Origin of the sequence: Anabaena sp. UHCC 0399 (genome assembly GCF_034931465.1) — a bacterium.
GTDB classification, from domain to species: domain Bacteria; phylum Cyanobacteriota; class Cyanobacteriia; order Cyanobacteriales; family Nostocaceae; genus Trichormus; species Trichormus minutissimus.
In genome coordinates this window covers 145,121-162,777 of record NZ_JAYGGZ010000008.1, presented here as the reverse complement: position 1 = coordinate 162,777, position 17,657 = coordinate 145,121, and the positions used below count along the sequence as shown (strand labels likewise).

Below are 17,657 nucleotides of genomic sequence, written 5' to 3'. Positions count from 1 at the left end.
GGTATTTTTTAGTGTCTCTAGAATTACTGTGAAGACATTGATAAAAAAAACAGCCTATGACTTTGGATATGTCACAGGCTGTTTTGCAGGATTGATTTAGTTTCTTTTAGTTAGGTGATCTGACACCATTTCTCCCCGATGCAGAATAGTCTGCGGAGGGGAAGAGGCTGTTTTGTCCTGCTACCTTATAGTTAAATCCCTGAACTGGAACGATTTGCTTAAAGGTAATCCTTTGAGCAGGAGCGGGAGATGTTCTGGCATTTTTACCATAGGCATCTGTGTATATCACAGAAGATGGAGAATTATCAAAGGCCAGTCCTGAAAAGTGGCTCTCCATGCTAACTGTTCCCCGGAAAGGTGAACGCGGATCATCCCACTCTACCTTGCTACCTGCCGCTCTGGTTTCTTGACACATCAAGGTATTAGCAAGAGGATGAGTTGGAACATAACACAAATCTACTGTTCTGCCGATCTTCGTTGCAGAAGACGCATCATAAAAACGGGAAGGATTTGTGACTCTAAAGTAAAAATCACCGCGTACAAACTCCGTCAGCCAGTATTCAAATGTTCTTTTTTCAACTGAGGAAGATTGTTCGTTTTGAGTACCACGTGTATAACAATCCTTCGTAGGAATAGCACGATGGGCACCATCTGTTGGCTGGTTGAGTGGGTTCGGCGTAATACCAGAAGCCAAGAATGTATCACACAACGGAGCTTCAGGTTCTTTGAACTGTCCAGGCGCACCAAACAAGCCAAACTGTTTGATGTTGAAGGGTTGTTGTCCATCGCATTTACCAGCCACAAACATCTCATGTGCCGTATTGGTGAGTGCATCTGGTGAATGTGAACCCATGTGTATTTTCACGAGTACATCACATTTTGTAGTTGAGCTGCTATTGTTGGCATTGTACATAGTCCAGTTATTGGCAACAAAAACCTTATGGCCAAAATGGTCTTCATGCCTGGGATTAGCTGGATCATTAATTGCATGCTGTTCGCTGATATAGCCGAAAGCTGGCATCCCTCCAACAGAAAATACCTCTGAGCCACGTGGATCATCACCATGTTCATGACCATAGGTACAGTAAGCATTAGTTTCCGGGTTAAAATCAACAGGAGTGTGCCATGTGGGGTATACCCTACCATCCTCGCCTTTCACCCAATAAGTATCGTGCATCCACTTCGGGCATTCCCAGGTTTTTCCAGGAGACCACATACTATATGAACGAGCTAGTGTCTCGGAACTTCCAGGGAGCATATTTCTATTTCGCACTGGGCTACCAGTAATTGGTATAACAGGTGCAGCTTGGTTGACCATAATGGTGGATTGCCTTTTTTGTATCTGGTCAATTGTCTGGGTTGTATCTTTAGCCCAGAAGGCAAACCAATTAAAGCGCATTGTGCTGTTAGTTCCGGGGAACTTGATGACCAGGTTTTGTGTTCCTTTGGCAAGGCTACTATTCAAAGGACACGGAACAGTACGATAGGTTGACACCGAACCAGTACTGTTGATAGAACATGTTCCCACTACAGTTCCACTAGCCGAGTTTAAACGCACTTCAACGCTGTTTGTACCGGAAGCTAAAGCAACGCGGAGCATCAGTGCCTCTACACCACTGCCTAAGTCAATACTGTTGTAAACTGCATAGTTACCACTTGCAGTGTTTGTCAGCTCTTGGGTCTGCTCATTAGGTGAAATGTAAAATGGGTCATCGCTGTTTTCAAAATAATCTCCCCAAACTGTTGTCAGACCGACGCGGGACGAAAACTTGAGAGCATCTACACGCTGGAATATCGGCCAAGGTGCTGATGCACTCAACGGAATGGTCGATGTAGATGTCGTTGGAGTTGGAGTTGGAGTTGGAGTTGGAGTTGGGGTTGGGGTTGGTGTTGGGGTTGGAGTTGGTGTTGGGGTTGGAGTTGGGGTTGGTGTTGGTGTTTGTTGGGCAACAGCAACAAAATTGATGTCACGAAAATAGTTTGTATTCTGGTAAGCAGTATTGGGGAACGCGCCAACAGTCAGGTTATACACCCCATTGTTACCTGCCACTGAACTCAGGTTACCATTGACTATGGAGTTAGCCATGCCTCCATTCGTAGTTACATAATGAGCATTAGTATTAACAGAGACTACATAGGTCGTATTAGCTTGAATACTCAGTGGTTGATTCAGAGCCTGTTGCTGCCAACCAGAAGCAGTCTCATTAGTAAAAGTGACGCTGGACAGGAGATTTCCTGTTGCTGACCAGATTCTGCCAATATGAGTTCCCGTCTCGTTGGAAGCTTTCCAAAAGCGAATGGAGCTAATCTGTCCCTGTGTAGCGCTCCGAAATTTCATACCTAATTCGTAGGAAACTCCATCATTCTCGGAAAGACTAGGAACTTGATTCGTTAAAACTGTTTCAGTAGTAGTGGGGGTTTGTGCATTAATTATGCCAGAGAAGGTCAAAAACAACGAAAGAACGGCAAGTAGGCAAAACTTGATATATTTAATCTTTTTCATATTAGTTAGCAATTGTCGCTTCCTGCTGTAAAAATAAAGCCGGTTCTGGTAGTACAAGTGTCTGTAGTCGTACCGCCAAAGATCATTTTTTCGCCATAAGCGAGGCTATTTGACACCAACTGTTTATCGATTGGTGTCATGATCAAACTTTTGACTGCTATACAGAGGGGTGGAGTTGCGCCCTGCGCCAATTGCCTGTTCGTCAGAAATTTCTTGAGACTAATATTTTCGTTTTGAACACATTTGTTGTTGCTTTTATTGGTTGGGACTAGATTAGCTACATAGCCTAAAATAGCTTTAAAGATAGCAACATGAATCCTGACAGTAGTATATTTTTCTACTGCCAGGAGGTTATTAAAAAGCTTCATAGAACCTCTTAGCCGAATCGTATTGATTTAAGGAACGTTACTTCTAACTAAAAATACAAGAGTTCAGAAGTATTGAGAAAACACATCCAAAACATTTTGTTGATGATCGCTTCTCCATCAATAGGCTTGAAAGCTTAGTTGATAAGAAATTCGCACCGCAATCTTAAATTGCGATTAGAGTTAAGTTAAATTTGGGATCTGGTTTATTAGTTCTGTGCTCAGTCGCACGCATCAAGACAGGTTGTGAATAGTCACTAATGCTACCTCCTTAAATAAACATGAATATTTAAAATTGCGCTTGGGTAAATTTACCATAAATTTAGCTAGCGTAAATCACATCACGCTAAAACTACGTGGTTAAGTGACATAAAGAAATCGTAGAAGCTAAATCTGATAAGCTTTTCAGACAAATCATTGACTTGGAAGTTATCATGTTAATTCTATGAAGTTTCGCCTATCTGATACCTATCCCCATAGGATTTATTCCGTTTCTTAACAAGGAATGGTAGACTACTGCTTGAGAAATTTACTAATTTAGCTCCAAATTTTTATCAATGCTAAATATAAAATATGCTTATAGCTAAGGCGATCGCTAACCTCTTATTTGCTAGTTAAGGTATTGCGACTCCCTGTCTATACCGTTAGCACAACCAACAGCATCTATGCTGCCAATGATTCGTGATGTTGTTTGCTCCTGGCTGGAGATGTTTAACAATTACACAGGTATAAACCTCGAACTTTTTTGTTAAGTTTTTATAAATATGCAATTAAATAAATATACGGTTGGTAATTATACCCCAGGCGCACCCTACTGGCAGCAACTTCTGTGGTACTTCATCGGTTCACCATTGGTACAAAGTTATTGGCTTCCCATCTCAAGCTTAAAAGTTTTACTACTTCGGGCTTTTGGGGCGAAAATTGGTCAAGGTGTGCGTCTAAAGCCGGGAGTTCGTGTTAAGTTTCCCTGGCGTTTGATTGTCGGTGATTATGTATGGATTGGAGAGGATGCTTGGATTGATAACCTGTCTCTAGTTACTATTGAAGATCATGTATGCCTATCTCAAGGTGTTTATCTCTGCACTGGTAATCACGATTGGAATCATCCTGATTTTCAACTAATTACAGCTCCTATTCACATTCAAGAAGGTAGTTGGATTGCAGCGAAGGCGATAATTGGCCCAGGAGTTACCGTTGGTAGGGCAGCTGTGCTAACTTTAGGGGGAGTCACTGGAACTTCCTTAGAGCCGATGACAATCTATGCGGGTAATCCTGCTCAAGCTATTAAGCAAAGGAAATTATAGAGTTTATACTGAACTGCTAGAAATAATTTTACCTAGTTGTTGCTGGGATTACGGGCAAATTTGGTGTTTGCTGTTCTAACTGTTGTTGTAATTTTTCTTGAGCAATGCTTTGATTGGCTTGTGCTAGAGTATTTTTTGGATCTAATTTTAAGGTGGCTTCAAAAGCTGCGATCGCATCTGGTAATTTACCCACTTTTAATAAGGCTATTCCTTTACCTAGCAGGATATTAGCATCATTGGGAGTAAGCGTATCGGCACGGTTATAAGCAGTGATGGCTTCTTCGTAGCGTCTTAAATTTAATAGCACTACACCCCGGTTATACCATCCTGGGGATAATTCAGGGTTAATACCAATGGCGCGATCGGCGGAAGCTAAAGCCTCCTGATTGCGTGATAAATGCCATAATACTACACTCCGATTAGCCCAGATATTAGCTATCAGTGTATTTTCGCTTGATTTACTATTTTCTATGGCTTGATTATATGCTGCCAATGCTTGTGGATAGCGTTCTAATGACTTGAGGATTCTACCTTTATTAAACCAGGCTTGGGCATATTTGGGGTTAATTGTGGTGGCGCGATCGCTGCTAGCCATTGCTTCGGAATATCTACCTAAATACCATTGACTAACGGCGCGATTATTCCAGGCTTCAGCTTGGTTGGGATTCAAGGCGATCGCACGATCAATTGAAGCTAATCCTTCTTCATAATTTCCCATTCCGGCTACAGCAATTCCTCGCTGTTCCCAAGCTAAGGCGGGACTCATATCACCCCATCGATTATCGCCTTGGATAGCTTGTTCGCTAGCTGCTTGGGCTTCTTTATATTTGCCTAATTTGTTCAATGTGGCACTTTGATTTGCTAATGCTAAAGAATAATTAGGGCTTAACTTTACGGCAAATTCAAAGGAAACACTAGCTTGTGCTGGTTTCCCGACTGCGGCTAAAGCTTGTCCGTGGGTAATCCAGATATCTACATCTTTGGGATTCATCGCAATGGCTTGATCAAATGAGGCGATCGCTTCCTCAATTTGACCATTTTTTTGCTGTGCTAAACCCTTAGCATACCAGGCAATGGCCGGGGAACTATCACCCCAATTACTATTAGCTTTAATGGCTGCATCACAAGCGGCGATCGCTTCATATAATCTACCTAAATTTGTTAAAGCTTGGCAGTTACCAACTAAAGCTAAGGAATTTTGCTTATCAATATCTAATGCTCGATTAAATGAGGTGATAGCTTCGTTAAATTGTCCTAATTTACTTTCAGATAAGCCTTTATTGTACCATGCTAATACTGCTGTTCCATCACCCCAATTCCCATCGGCACGCAAGGCTAAATCACAGGCGGCGTTAGCTTCAGGATATTTATATAAGTTAAATAATGCTTGACAGCGTTGGGCTATGGCTAAAGAATATTTGGGTTGCAGACGTAAGGCACGTTCGGCTGAGACTAAAGCTTCAGTATATTTTGCTTGTTTGATTAAGATTTCTGTCCGTTCTACCCAAATGTCGGCATTTTCTGGTTTAAGTGCAATGGCTTGATTGCAAGCTGCGATCGCTTCTTCATATTTTTTTTCTTCTCCTAGTAATCTACAAAAACTTGCCCAGTAATCAAAGTCTTTAATTTCTAGCTTTTCTTGAGCTAGTAAGGTTTTGGGGACTAGCCAAGTGGTAATTAAAAAGGTGAATATTAGTAATACTTTCTGGAACGCAAAGTAACGCGGAGGTTTCCGCAAAGTAACGCGGAGGGTTAATGAAGGTTTTTGTGTTTGGGGAAATTTGGAAGTTAATATCCGCCGCTTTTTGGTTTTGGCGAAGAAGTTTTGCATATAAATTATGAAAATTTAAATTTGGTGAATTTTCTTTAACAGATAGTTGAGATGAAAACCAATACGAATAGAAATATAGCAAAATTTAGGAACTTATTGAGTGTATGCAAATATTTGCAAACATCAACTATCACTATACCTAGATCATGACACAATGCAGCCAACTAGTTATAAGCATTGAGTGAATCGAAATTTTTAGTAAAAACAATTTATGCAGCCAGTAATTTCTATTATTATTCCAGTGTATAATCGGGAGCATTACCTTGGTGCTGCTATTGCCAGTGTTTTAGCTCAAACTCGGCAAGATTTTGAACTGCTAATTTGGGATGATGGTTCTACTGATAATTCCGCAGAGATTGCCCGTGAGTGTGAAAAACGTGATCATCGAGTGCGGGTGGTGGTGGCGCAAAATCAAGGGACGACAAGGGCTTTAAAGGCTGCGATCGCCCAAACTTGTGGTAAGTATATTGGTTGGGTAGATAGTGATGATTTGTTAGCACCGATAGCATTACAAGAAACATCTGCGGTGTTAGATGCAGAATCAGATATTGGTTGGGTGTATACCGATTATTTAGATATTGATGCTCACAATCATATTCTCGGCTATGGTTATCGTTGTCTAATACCATATAACCGAGAAGAAATATTAAATAAATTTATGACGTTTCACTTCCGGCTAATCAGGCGAGAAGTGTTTGAGTTAGCGGGTGGGATTGATGAGTCTTTGAAATATGTGGAAGACTATGATTTATGCTTGCGTCTTGCAGAAGTTGCTCAAGTTAAGCATATTTTTCAGCCACTTTATTATTATCGCACTCATGCTGATAATGTATCTAGCAAATATACACAATTGCAGGCTAAATTTGCTCATCAAGCTGTGAAGAAAGCGCAAAAAAGGCGAAATTCACAGGTTAAACAAACAAGTCTAGCTAGTGCTTGTTTATTGTTGGGTTTATTTCCTAATTTGGCACAAGCACAATCAATTAACCCAGCTTATGATGGCACTGGTACTATTGTTAATACTCAAGGTAATAATATTGATATTAGCGGCGGGAGTTTGAGTAGCGATCGCGCTAATCTTTTTCATAGTTTCTTACAGTTTGGTCTGGATTCCAATCAAACAGCTAACTTTCTTTCTCAGCCATCAATTCAAAATATTTTAGGACGTGTCACTGGTAGCGATGCTTCCTTTATTAATGGACTCATTAAAGTCACTGGCGGTAACTCTAATTTATATTTAATCAATCCCAATGGGATTATTTTTGGTAATAATGCGAGTTTGAATGTCCCTGCATCGTTTACAGCGACTACCTCTAACCGCATTGGTTTTGGTGATAGTTATTTTCATGCTCATGGCTGGAATAATTATGCTGCACTCATTGGAACACCTAATAGCTTTGTGTTTGATGCAAACTCTACCAGTGCAATTTTCAATGCTGGGAATCTCACCGTTTCACAAGGAAGTAACTTAACTTTATTAGGCGGTATTGTCGCCAGCACTGGACAACTTTCTGCACCGGGGGGTAATATTAGCATCGCTAGTGTTCCCGGTTCTAGCTTAGTTCGTTTGAGCATTCCCGGCAATCTGTTAAGTCTGGAATTTATTAACACATCTAATATTAAGGACAATTCACCTAATTCTCTCCCCAAACTGCTGACTGGTGGCGGGGGGAATAATGCTACAGAATTAATAGTTAATAGTAATGGTGAAGTAGAACTAGCTGGTTCTGGTTTGCAAGTTAATCGTGGTGATGTGGTAGTTAAACACGCAAATGCTGATCAAGTTAATCTCTATGCTAACCAGAATTTAATTTTATCTGAAAGCAAAATTACCACGACTGGCGACTTAAATTTAATAGCTCAAAATACTTTGCGAGTCCGTGATACTACAGCCAATTCTGTTTCTATTATTGCTGGAAAAAATCTTTATCTCCAAGGTAATCAAGGTATTGATATTTTAGCAATTAATCATATTAATAGAACAAGTTTTATTAGCGGTGGTAATTTAAATTTAGTTAGTAATGGTAAAATTTCTCTAGATACTCACTTCGCCAGTGGTGGTAAGTTTTCTATTCTCAACAGTCTGGGGAATAGGGGTAGTTTTATCAGTCTTTATGACCCCATAATTAGTGCAAATGGAGATGTTAGCTTTGGTGATTATATCGGCCCAGCTTTAAAAGTAGAATCTACAGGTAGTATTACTGGCGGTGATATTACAATTACTGGGGCAGATTTTACACTTTGTCCTATTTATACTACTTGTTCAGGAGATATAGCTATTTTAGCGAATGAGCCGGCTTTAATTTTAAGAGCCGGTTTGAGTGTGTTAGAATCTACAGCTAACATTCCTCCAGATACTACAGAATCAGCAACTGTTTTTAGTACCACAGGAGTTGCATCCACGCCTGCAAATATCCAAGTCGGAAACATTGATACTAGTGATCCTAATTTTGGTTTTGCCGGACGAGTTATTTTACAATCATTGAGTGGCGATATTACAACAGGTGATATTAATTCCTCAGCTATCAATCCAGAATCTAGTAATGCGAGTGCTGGTTCAATTAATATCAACACAACAGAAAGTATTATTACAGGTAGGATTGATGCTTTCGCTTTCAGTGCTTACGGTAGTGTGGCCGGAGATGTAGATTTAAATGCAGGCAAAAATATTACTTTTGGCAGTATCAACACAAACGCCAGTGTTTTTATTTTTGGTAATGCTGAAGCAGGTGATGTGAATGTTCTCGCCAATGGAGTTGTCAGGGGATTAGCAGAAGTTTTAAATGACGGTATACCTACTGATGATACCATTTTTACTGCCGGAGATACTCAATCAGGTCTCGTCACAATCCAACATGATGGCGGGATTGATAATGTGCCATTTATAGTCGGTGATGCTAGCCAAAATGGTACTAAGGCAAGTATTAACACAGGCATTTCTCAAATTACACCAAATTCACTAGTTAATACATTCCCGGTTCTAGAAAATGGGGGACTGGCTAGTGATACTCCCAGTGATATATCGATTAAATCTATTAATAGTCCACCTACATTAACAGCAAATAATAATATACCAACAACTCAAGAAAATCAGTCGGTGACATTTAATCTTAGTGATTTAAATGTGGGAAAAAATGACGTGAATCAAGATAATCTCACCACAACGCTTACAGAATTAAAAAGTGGTACTTTAACACTACAAGATGGTACACCAGTTACACCAGGAACATTACTTCAGTCGGATACAATTTTAGTCTACACACCACCAACAGATACTACTGGTAATATTACAGCCTTTAGTATTACAGCTAGCGATCGCGTCTCTTTTTCATCCCCTCAAGATATAACTATTCAAGTGACGCCAACACCACCAACACCGCCACCAATAGAACCAATAGAACCAATAGAACCAATAGAACCAATAGAACCAACAATTCCCGATAATTCTCCTAACCCCCATATCCTAGAAAAGATTGGCAATCCTATTCAAACTACCGTCATTACCAAAGTTGTAGTTGATAAAATTATCCCGGAAATTGACGAAAAGTTTACGGACAGAGTTCAGCAATATTTAGGAAGAACTACTCTACCCAAAATTGCCACGACAAACACAGCCCAGAGTATCTTACAAGATATTGAAAGTGCCACAGGGGTAAAACCTGCACTGATATACGTCAGTTTTGTCCCCAAGATGGCTGCTACATCTAATCAAGTAACCAAGACGAAAGCACTAGATTTCATCTCTCCAGATGATCGCCTAGAATTAGTCGTAGTTACTGCCAAGGGTACACCAGTCCGCAAAGTTTTACCAATCACGCGATCGCAAATTTTAGCAATTTCTCGAACTTTCAAAAGCCGCGTGACAGATCCCGCCTTGCGGAAAGACTATATAGATTCAGCCAAACAACTATATGACTTGCTAATTAAACCCATCGAGACTGATTTAACAGCCAGCGAAATTCAAAACCTAGTATTCATTATGGATAGCGGATTGCGATCGCTACCCATCGCTGCCCTTTATGATGGTAAACAATATTTAGTCGAAAAATACAGTGTCGGTTTAATGCCTAGTCTCAGCCTCACCGATACCCGATATGTCGATATTAGAAAAGCTGAAGTCTTGAGTATGGGTGCATCTCAATTCACCAACCAGCAGCCCTTACCAGCCGTACCCACAGAACTAAAAGCCATCACACCGCGCCTATGGCCTGGTAGATCATTCCTCAACGAATCCTTTACCCTAAAAAATCTCCAAAACCAACGTCAGCAGACACCCTTTGGGATTATCCACCTCGCCACCCACGGCGAATTTAGACCCGGTGCGCCTAGTAACTCCTACATTCAACTCTGGGACACTCAATTGCAAATGGATCAAATCCGCAGACTCGGTTGGAATAATCCACCTGTAGAATTAGTAGTATTGAGTGCTTGTCGTACCGCCCTCGGAGATGAAGACGCAGAGTTAGGTTTTGCCGGTTTTGCTGTCCAAGCTGGTGCAAAGTCAGCCTTAGCAAGTTTATGGTATGTCTCCGATGAAGGTACATTAGGTTTCATCAGTGAATTTTACGATCGCTTAAAAACAGCCCCCATCAAAGCTGAAGCCCTCCGCCAAGCCCAAGTAGCCGCCCTCAAAGGTGAGATACGTCTAGAAGACGGTAGGCTAGAAACTACTAGAGGTAATGTAACTTTGCCCCCTGTTCTAGCTAAACTTGGGAATAGAAATATCAGCCATCCTTATTTTTGGTCTGCATTCACCATGATTGGTAATCCTTGGTAAAGTATAGGACTTCTCGTTTGTATGCAATACTAACCTCTCTCCAAACCTCTCTCCTACAAGGAGGCTTTGAGGCTTACTCCCCTTCCCTGTCTCCGACACGCTGCGCGTTGGCGTAGCCTCTCGTTCGCGTAGCGTCTCCCTTTGGGAGAAGAGAATGTAGGGAAGGGGTTGGAGGTTAGGTCTGTATTAGACTCAACTGCAAACTGCTATAATTGACGATTGTCCTCCCAATCCCCAATCCCCAGCCTTTCAATGAGTGGATTTACAATGAGTATATTTTTAACTATTCAATCCAAAATCCACAATCTAAAATCTAAAATTCTGAGTCCCCAATCCCTCATTTTTGCATAATCATCTGTGCTACCTTTTCCATCACTTGACTAAAGGGATGTTCTGGATTTCGTAAACAAAATAAATCGCTACTAGCTAATTGAATCAACTCTTCTGATAGTGGTAAAATTCCCGCCACAGGTGCGTTATAAGTCTTTTCTACTTGTTGACGTAAAGCATCAAAATCTAGTGCTGGCAAAGCTTTATTAATTAAAAGGAGCATTTTTGGTATTTCGAGTTTACGGGCTACTTCCACTGTAACAGCCGTACCTTGAAAATCCTGGCGATCGGGTCTGAGAATTAATACTAAAATATCAGAAATAGCAATAGAAAGTAAGGTTTCTTCATTTAAACCTGGGTGAGTATCAATAAATAGATAGTCTAAATTTAATCTAGTGAGTAAATCTTGAAAACCTTCATTCAACAAATTAAAATCAAACCCTTCTCGTAAAACTCTAGTGATATCTCTCGCTTTAATACTGGATGGAATTAAATAAATCCGGCTGTTCTTGTTTACGACTTTATTTAAAACTGAGGTAACGTCATAAGCTGTCTCTTCAATAGCACAACGTCCCCAAAGATAATCATTGAGGGCATATTTCATTTTCTGCTCATCAAAACCAAACAGGACGTGAATACCTGGGGATTGAATATCAGTATCTATGATACCGACTCGATGACCAGCACGAGCGACAATTCCAGCTAAATTAGCCGTGGAATTTGATTTACCTGTACCACCTCGAAATGAGTGGATGGAAACAATTTTGGACATGATTATTTAGGGTTTGGGGAAGAATTAACTTTCTAATTTATCCCAAATATTTTGAGATAGGTTACGTTTTTTTGGGCTAGCAAAATGAGGTTTATAGTAGGTGGTATCGCTATCATTTACAATCTGGATAAATCCTTGAGATATGAGATTTTGGATCTGCTCTTGTGCTTCTTGATGAGAAATATCTTGATGGGTGGCAATTTCAGCTAAGGTTACTTTTTGCTGGCGAATTATCCAATTCATCAATTGGCGTTGTTCATCGGGTAAATTCGCAATTTCAGTTAGAGTTTTTGGGGATGGTGAGTCTTCAAAATCTGGTGTGATCATAGATAATCGTCTAGTGCAAGATGTGGGTTTGTCTCACGCAGAGGCGTATTCGCGGAGCGTCCCGCAGGGAAGACGCGGAGGGTGAGAGATTTTTGTGATGAGTTTATTTTTTATGTTCTCTCAGATGTTTACCTCGGCTTTGTAATTTTTGCCAGTATTCTATTTCTTCTTGTTCTTCTACTGGTGTTGATATTACTTCTAAGTTATCGACATCATTACCGTTTTCTTGTATGTTGCGTTTGTTGCGTCTGTCACGTACTTGTTGTAAATAATCAACGTCTGTATTTGTGGGGGTTGATTCAGTCACTGTTGGAGATAAAATTTCTGGGGGGCGGAGATTGGGAATTGGTGATTTTTCCGCAACATCAGATGTCTGTTGATTATCTCTACTCCGCAAGTCTTTAGCTTTTTGCTGCAATTCTAAAAAATAATCACTTTCGGTAATAGCGGCTACTTCTTCATGCTTTTTTTCTTCATCAATATCAATGTCAATTTTTAAGAAGCCTTTGACTGTTTTGACAATTGTTGCGGCATATCTATCAATCAACACTACACCAGCAGCTGTGGCTAATAATCCCATCGCTGGCGGAATTAAAGGTATCCACCCAGCTTGGAGAAATATGGCATAAGTACCACCGAGTAAAACAGCGATCGCAATTCCACCACCTAAAATTAATAACCAGGGTTTGCGAATCCGCCAAGCTAAAAAGCCACCCACCAATGACCAAGCAAATACCCACAACCCTTCCTGCAACTCATTCCAATGCCATAATAACGGTCGTTTATTTAGCACTGCACTCAATATCTGACTCGCATTTTGGGCGTGAACTACTACCCCTGGCATTTTTTGGCTGTCTGCTGCACCTGCGCTGTAGGGTGTGTAAAAGGTGTCTTTGACAATGGCGGCGGTATAACCAATCAGCACAATCTTGTCTTTAATCAAAGCTGGATCAACTTTGTCAGCTAAAACATCACTAAGAGATACCTGTTTGACGGCATTTTTCCCAGAACGGTAATTCAACAGCATTTGGTAATCGCCAGTATCAACTTTATGATATCCACCGGCGTTGGGGGTTAAGCGGCTGAGAACTGTATCACGCAGTTTAATTTCACCAGATGGGCTAAGTTCTGGTTCAATTCCCATCTCTGCTAAGTAACGTGTTGCTACTTGAAAACTTAAGGAAGGTAGTTGATTTTCAGCACTGACGTAATTGCAAATATGTTCGTTAGGTGCTGGTAGTTTCGAGGCTTGGGGAATCGTTAATATCATCCCCTGGCGCACAGTCCCACCGCGATCTACAGGGAAATCTGCCACCCCTACCCGATCTTCGGGAATCCCTGGTGCGGCTGGGATACCGGGAGAGTCAGCTTTACTGATAGCACAGACGGCAATAATGCGATCGCTATCTGTTAACAATTTCACTAATTCGGCTCGACCAGTGGCATTACCTTGCTTGACATCCCTTAAAATATCTATGCCGATGACTCGCGGTGCTTGCGCCTCTAATTTCGCCAACGCCTGGGCTAATGTTCCATCTTCAATCGGGTACTCTTTGCGGGTTTGGATATCTACATCATTAACACCCACCACCAAAAACCGATTATCTACCCCCTCATCAGGACGCGATCGCATCAACTGATCAAAAGCCCCTAACTCCATTCCCTCCAAACTACCCAACTTCCGCAACCCTACAATTAACCCAGTAATTACCAAACTAGTCAGCACTACTGTACTACCAACAGTTAATACTGCTTTGGGAAAACTCCTAAGTTTTGACTTGATATTTTCCATCTGTGCGTTTTCTCCTAAAATACAGCTAGGGTGAAATATTGCCGATTGCCTCGCTAGCCGTAGAAAGTCGTGCTTAGTAAATTTCTCCACTGAATTTAGGACTGACGCTCAGATTTTCCTTTGGTAACGAAGCTGTATTTGATTTTGCAATTGTGCTAAATATTCATTAATTTCGACAATCTCCAAATGTTAAATTAGATAGATATTTTAAGTAATGTTAACTAGTAACATATTCATAGTTGGGTAATTTTATAACATTTATTTGACTATTTTTTTATAAATTACCGAAAGTTTTTATGGTATATCTACTGAGGTAATGGCAATATCGGAACTTTCCCGGTCATGAGAAAGTCACCAGTACATAATTGTTGTTAATAAAACTCATTAAATCTTTAACAGCTTCAAGCAGTGACTGCACTTAACAGGCTGTTGTCAAAGGCTGACTATGATCAAAAAATTATGCTAAAAAAGACCCTGCTATTAATCACACTAAGTTTAACTTTAGCTCCACAAGTGTTGTTGACTACAGCAGCCACAGCAACACCCAGCAACACAAACCTGATTTCCCAAAGAACACAACCAAGATTTACCCCCCGTCGTCGTTCCCTTTTAAGATTCAAAGTACCAGGAATTAGGGGTTCTCGGAATTTAGAAGCAGGCGCAGCACGAGGTCAATGCACACCCCAAGCCATCGGTGCAGTCTTACCAGCCAAACCCACAGGGATGTCAGCCACAGAAATCCCCATCGAATTAACCCTGAGCGATCGCCCGACATTCTTTGTCAATGTTCCAGAAACTTCCGCCCAACAAGCAGCCTTTTTGCTACGGAATGAATCAGGAGACGAAATCCTCTTAGAAAAAACCTTACCTCTCAAAGCTAGTAACGGCATCATGAGTTATGCCTTACCTGACGATTTTCCAGGCTTAGAAGTAGGTAAAAAATATCGCTGGCGATTTTCCTTATTATGCGACGCTACAGGAGGCGATCGCAGTGGTGATCCCGTCGCCAGTGGTTGGATAGAACGAGTAAAACCCGACGCGGCGATCGCAGCACAATTGCAGACATCAACACCTAAGCAACAGGTATTGATCTATGCAGAAAACGGTTATTGGCATGATACCTTAAAAGCCTTAGCTGATTTACGTACAGAAAAACCCAGTGATTTTACTTTAGTTCGTGATTGGGTAGACTTATTTAAATCAGCAGGCTTAAGTGCGATCGCCAACCGTCCCTTAATTTCACTCCAAGCCGATTAACTTATTTTCTGTGTCTTCCCTGCGGGACGCTCCGCGAACGTGTCTCTGTGGTAAAAAATCAATTCTTTAACACAGAGACAGAGCTTTTTAATTCTTATTGCGACGACGGAATAACCATCCAAACAGAGGCATAATTCCCAAACCCAACATAGCACTAGGCTCAGGAACTAAAGCAGAACGCACCTTAAATGCTGTATCGGGGTTATCGCTAAATACCCCATCAAGACCAGTCTGATAAAACAGTCTATACTCTTCTTCAGGATTACCTTGTAAATTCGCAGGTAAGAAAACATCTTCATCACGAAATGTCCAAGCGTGAACCAACAAACCAGCCGCATGAGCATCATCAACCAACGTTGTAGGAGACGACAAATTTCCCCCAACTCTTGGAATAATTAAGTTTTTGTTAGCACCAATCCCATTAGCATAGGTAGCAATTTCTGCCAAACCTAACGGTGTAATTAAATCAGCATAAGTACGTGTATCTCCACTGACCGCAAAGTCATAGGGTCTCCCACCACCGTTAATCAGTTGTACTAAAGAGACGTTAGTTAATGTATTCAAGTCTTTTAAATTGCTCACTTCAAAAGATTGAATGTAAACTGGCGCAGTTTCATCAGTGTAGCCATTGGCATTTAAAACGCTGACTAAAATTTCTTCCATTGACAAGCCAATAGAATCAAAATAAGTAGGATGCTTAGTTTCGGGATAAATACCAATAGTCCGTCCCAAAGCTGCGCTTTGTGTCTTTGCTAAATCGATGACTTCTTGCAAAGTAGGAATTTCAAACAATCCATCAAAAGCCGTATTATCTGGACGGATAGCAGGGATTCTTTCAATTGCCCGCAGAGTTTTCAATTCAGCTAGAGTAAAATCCTCTGTAAACCAGCCTGAGATATTTTGTCCATCAATCACTTTGGTTGTGAAACGGTCAGCAAATTCAGGAAGACTGGCAATATTCGTTGTTCCAGAAATTTCATTTTCGTGACGCGCCACCAAATAACCATCTTTAGTTGCGACTAAATCAGGTTCAATATAATCAGCCCCCATCTCAATCGCCAGTTGATAAGCAGCTAAAGTATGCTCAGGACGATAACCGCTAGCACCTCGATGTCCAATCACAATAGGGGGTTGACCTGTTAATGTTCCAGCTAGGACTCTTTCTGTTGGCATAACAGTTATTGTAGCCATTCCCAGCAAAAAAGCACCCAAGAAATGCCGCATGATTTCTCCTCACAAGTATTTGGTTACAGATAGATGACTTAACGTAGCTAAGTTACTTGATGAATTTGAGCTACTGACTAAGTTTCAGTAAAAACACTTGAATTAGATTAGAAACCAAACGTTAAAATCTAATTAAACTTCTATTATGTAAGTCTTAAATTTCTCACCAATTCAGAAGAATCAGGTTTCTATGTTTGTAGTAAGGGCTTTAGCCCTTCTTCCTAAATATCAATTAATAGGATTCACATATCACAAAATCTTCATATAGAGACGCGATTCATCTAAATACAGATTGATTAACAATTCGTGATGGTGGACGAGTCGATTCTTCGGGTGCTGCAAACGGCAATGCGGGTAGTGTAACGATTAATGCTGGAGAATTTATCGAAGTCAATGGAACTGTACCGGGTTCAATCAATCCGAGTTTAATTATCTCTTCTGCACCCCAATTCTGGTTTCATCGAATTACCCGCCAATGTTACTGATTCATCGGGATAACTTTCATGCACGGTTTCGGATGGGAGGGGTGGAACAGTAATGTTCTCCTCGACTCTAACTAGATTAAAGTTGTCATAATGCTTCAGATTGTATATTTTAGAAATTTTCTCTTGAATAAACATATATTGTGGCATTTACCTTTAGTTAGTGATCAGCAGGGGTATTCACATTATGAAGCGTGCCATAGTAAGTTTGTTTGTGATTGGCACATTAAATGCAACACTAGCACCAATGGTCTCTGCAAGCCTTACAGAGCAACGCTACTACATACAAGCGAAGCATAGTGGCAAGTGTGTACACCAGCATGGGGGAATTAGAAACATCGGAGGACTTGTCACACAATGGCAGTGCATCAATCAACCAAATGTTCAATTAACGCGGGGATGGGCAGACAATGGTTATTTTGTTCTCCGTTTTAAACATAGCGACCTCTGCCTGACTGTGAAAAATGGACTGTCAGCAAATGGTACTGATATCATCCAATCAACTTGTACAGGATCATCTTCTCAAAAGTGGCGTGAAGTTCGTGTTGATGGATCGTATGTAAAGATTCAGTCTGCCATCGGCTCATGCTTGCACCAACACGGAGGCATTCTCGACAATGGCGGTAGAATCACCCTATGGGAGTGCATCGATCAACCGAATGTCATGTGGAAAATTATTCGAGCCAACTGAAT

General features: G+C 40.9%; 11 protein-coding genes. 4 read left to right on the top strand and 7 right to left on the bottom strand.

All coding sequences use genetic code 11. From position 1 onward, the window contains the following. Positions 1 to 106: 106 nt before the first annotated feature. Together VB693_RS06860 and VB693_RS06855 are read right to left on the bottom strand one after the other, a co-directional pair. Positions 107 to 2,503 (bottom strand): DUF4082 domain-containing protein, encoded by a 2,397-nt coding sequence (locus tag VB693_RS06860; RefSeq protein WP_323265599.1) that lies wholly within the window; start codon positions 2,501 to 2,503, stop codon positions 107 to 109. Between the two features lie 5 nt (positions 2,504 to 2,508). Continuing rightward, on the bottom strand, positions 2,509 to 2,871 hold the full coding sequence (locus tag VB693_RS06855) for a hypothetical protein (protein ID WP_323265598.1): 363 nt from the start codon (positions 2,869 to 2,871) through the stop codon (positions 2,509 to 2,511). Between the two features lie 761 nt (positions 2,872 to 3,632). Here VB693_RS06855 and VB693_RS06850 point away from each other — a divergent pair. Next, entirely contained in the window at positions 3,633 to 4,172 is a 540-nt protein-coding gene (locus VB693_RS06850; protein WP_323265597.1) for a WcaF family extracellular polysaccharide biosynthesis acetyltransferase, read from the top strand. A gap of 28 nt (positions 4,173 to 4,200) precedes the next feature. Here the strand turns inward: VB693_RS06850 and VB693_RS06845 are convergent, their stop codons facing one another. After that, positions 4,201 to 6,003, bottom strand: a complete 1,803-nt coding sequence (locus VB693_RS06845; protein WP_323265596.1) for a tetratricopeptide repeat protein — start codon at positions 6,001 to 6,003, stop codon at positions 4,201 to 4,203. A 211-nt stretch (positions 6,004 to 6,214) separates the two neighbouring features. Here VB693_RS06845 and VB693_RS06840 point away from each other — a divergent pair, with 211 nt between their 5' ends. Continuing rightward, a complete protein-coding gene (locus VB693_RS06840; RefSeq protein WP_323265595.1) occupies positions 6,215 to 10,780 on the top strand; it encodes a CHAT domain-containing protein in 4,566 nt (1,521 codons plus the stop codon). 337 nt (positions 10,781 to 11,117) lie between these two features. On the opposite strand, the gene VB693_RS06835 is transcribed toward VB693_RS06840, so the two are convergent. The 3 genes from VB693_RS06835 to VB693_RS06825 form a co-directional block, all read right to left on the bottom strand. Beyond that, the gene (locus VB693_RS06835) at positions 11,118 to 11,882 is read right to left on the bottom strand and encodes a MinD/ParA family protein (protein ID WP_323265594.1); all 765 of its coding nucleotides are present in this window, start codon (positions 11,880 to 11,882) and stop codon (positions 11,118 to 11,120) included. A 24-nt stretch (positions 11,883 to 11,906) separates the two neighbouring features. Continuing rightward, complete coding sequence (locus tag VB693_RS06830; RefSeq protein ID WP_323265593.1) at positions 11,907 to 12,209, bottom strand: helix-turn-helix domain-containing protein; 303 nt, start codon at positions 12,207 to 12,209, stop codon at positions 11,907 to 11,909. 103 nt (positions 12,210 to 12,312) lie between these two features. Further along, positions 12,313 to 14,001: a CHASE2 domain-containing protein gene (locus VB693_RS06825; RefSeq protein WP_323265592.1), complete on the bottom strand. Its 1,689-nt coding sequence runs from the start codon at positions 13,999 to 14,001 to the stop codon at positions 12,313 to 12,315. A gap of 459 nt (positions 14,002 to 14,460) precedes the next feature. On the opposite strand from VB693_RS06825, the gene VB693_RS06820 reads away from it, so the two are divergent. Then, positions 14,461 to 15,258, top strand: a complete 798-nt coding sequence (locus tag VB693_RS06820; RefSeq protein ID WP_323265591.1) for a DUF928 domain-containing protein — start codon at positions 14,461 to 14,463, stop codon at positions 15,256 to 15,258. Between the two features lie 87 nt (positions 15,259 to 15,345). Here VB693_RS06820 and VB693_RS06815 read toward each other — a convergent pair whose 3' ends face one another. Next, positions 15,346 to 16,482 carry a PEP-CTERM sorting domain-containing protein gene (locus VB693_RS06815; RefSeq protein ID WP_323265590.1) on the bottom strand — a complete coding sequence of 379 codons (1,137 nt, stop codon included), beginning with the start codon at positions 16,480 to 16,482 and terminating at the stop codon, positions 15,346 to 15,348. 669 nt (positions 16,483 to 17,151) lie between these two features. On the opposite strand from VB693_RS06815, the gene VB693_RS06810 reads away from it, so the two are divergent. Next, positions 17,152 to 17,655, top strand: a complete 504-nt coding sequence (locus VB693_RS06810; protein WP_323265589.1) for an RICIN domain-containing protein — start codon at positions 17,152 to 17,154, stop codon at positions 17,653 to 17,655. Positions 17,656 to 17,657 lie beyond the last annotated feature (2 nt).

What these genes read in the sequence shown, in the direction of transcription:
- VB693_RS06860 (WP_323265599.1), bottom strand. Translation starts at nt 2,503, where the DNA reads ATGAAAAAGATTAAATATATCAAGTTTTGCCTACTTGCCGTTCTTTCG.
- VB693_RS06855 (WP_323265598.1), bottom strand. Translation starts at nt 2,871, where the DNA reads ATGAAGCTTTTTAATAACCTCCTGGCAGTAGAAAAATATACTACTGTC.
- VB693_RS06850 (WP_323265597.1), top strand. Translation starts at nt 3,633, where the DNA reads ATGCAATTAAATAAATATACGGTTGGTAATTATACCCCAGGCGCACCC.
- VB693_RS06845 (WP_323265596.1), bottom strand. Translation starts at nt 6,003, where the DNA reads ATGCAAAACTTCTTCGCCAAAACCAAAAAGCGGCGGATATTAACTTCC.
- VB693_RS06840 (WP_323265595.1), top strand. Translation starts at nt 6,215, where the DNA reads ATGCAGCCAGTAATTTCTATTATTATTCCAGTGTATAATCGGGAGCAT.
- VB693_RS06835 (WP_323265594.1), bottom strand. Translation starts at nt 11,882, where the DNA reads ATGTCCAAAATTGTTTCCATCCACTCATTTCGAGGTGGTACAGGTAAA.
- VB693_RS06830 (WP_323265593.1), bottom strand. Translation starts at nt 12,209, where the DNA reads ATGATCACACCAGATTTTGAAGACTCACCATCCCCAAAAACTCTAACT.
- VB693_RS06825 (WP_323265592.1), bottom strand. Translation starts at nt 14,001, where the DNA reads ATGGAAAATATCAAGTCAAAACTTAGGAGTTTTCCCAAAGCAGTATTA.
- VB693_RS06820 (WP_323265591.1), top strand. Translation starts at nt 14,461, where the DNA reads ATGCTAAAAAAGACCCTGCTATTAATCACACTAAGTTTAACTTTAGCT.
- VB693_RS06815 (WP_323265590.1), bottom strand. Translation starts at nt 16,482, where the DNA reads ATGCGGCATTTCTTGGGTGCTTTTTTGCTGGGAATGGCTACAATAACT.
- VB693_RS06810 (WP_323265589.1), top strand. Translation starts at nt 17,152, where the DNA reads ATGAAGCGTGCCATAGTAAGTTTGTTTGTGATTGGCACATTAAATGCA.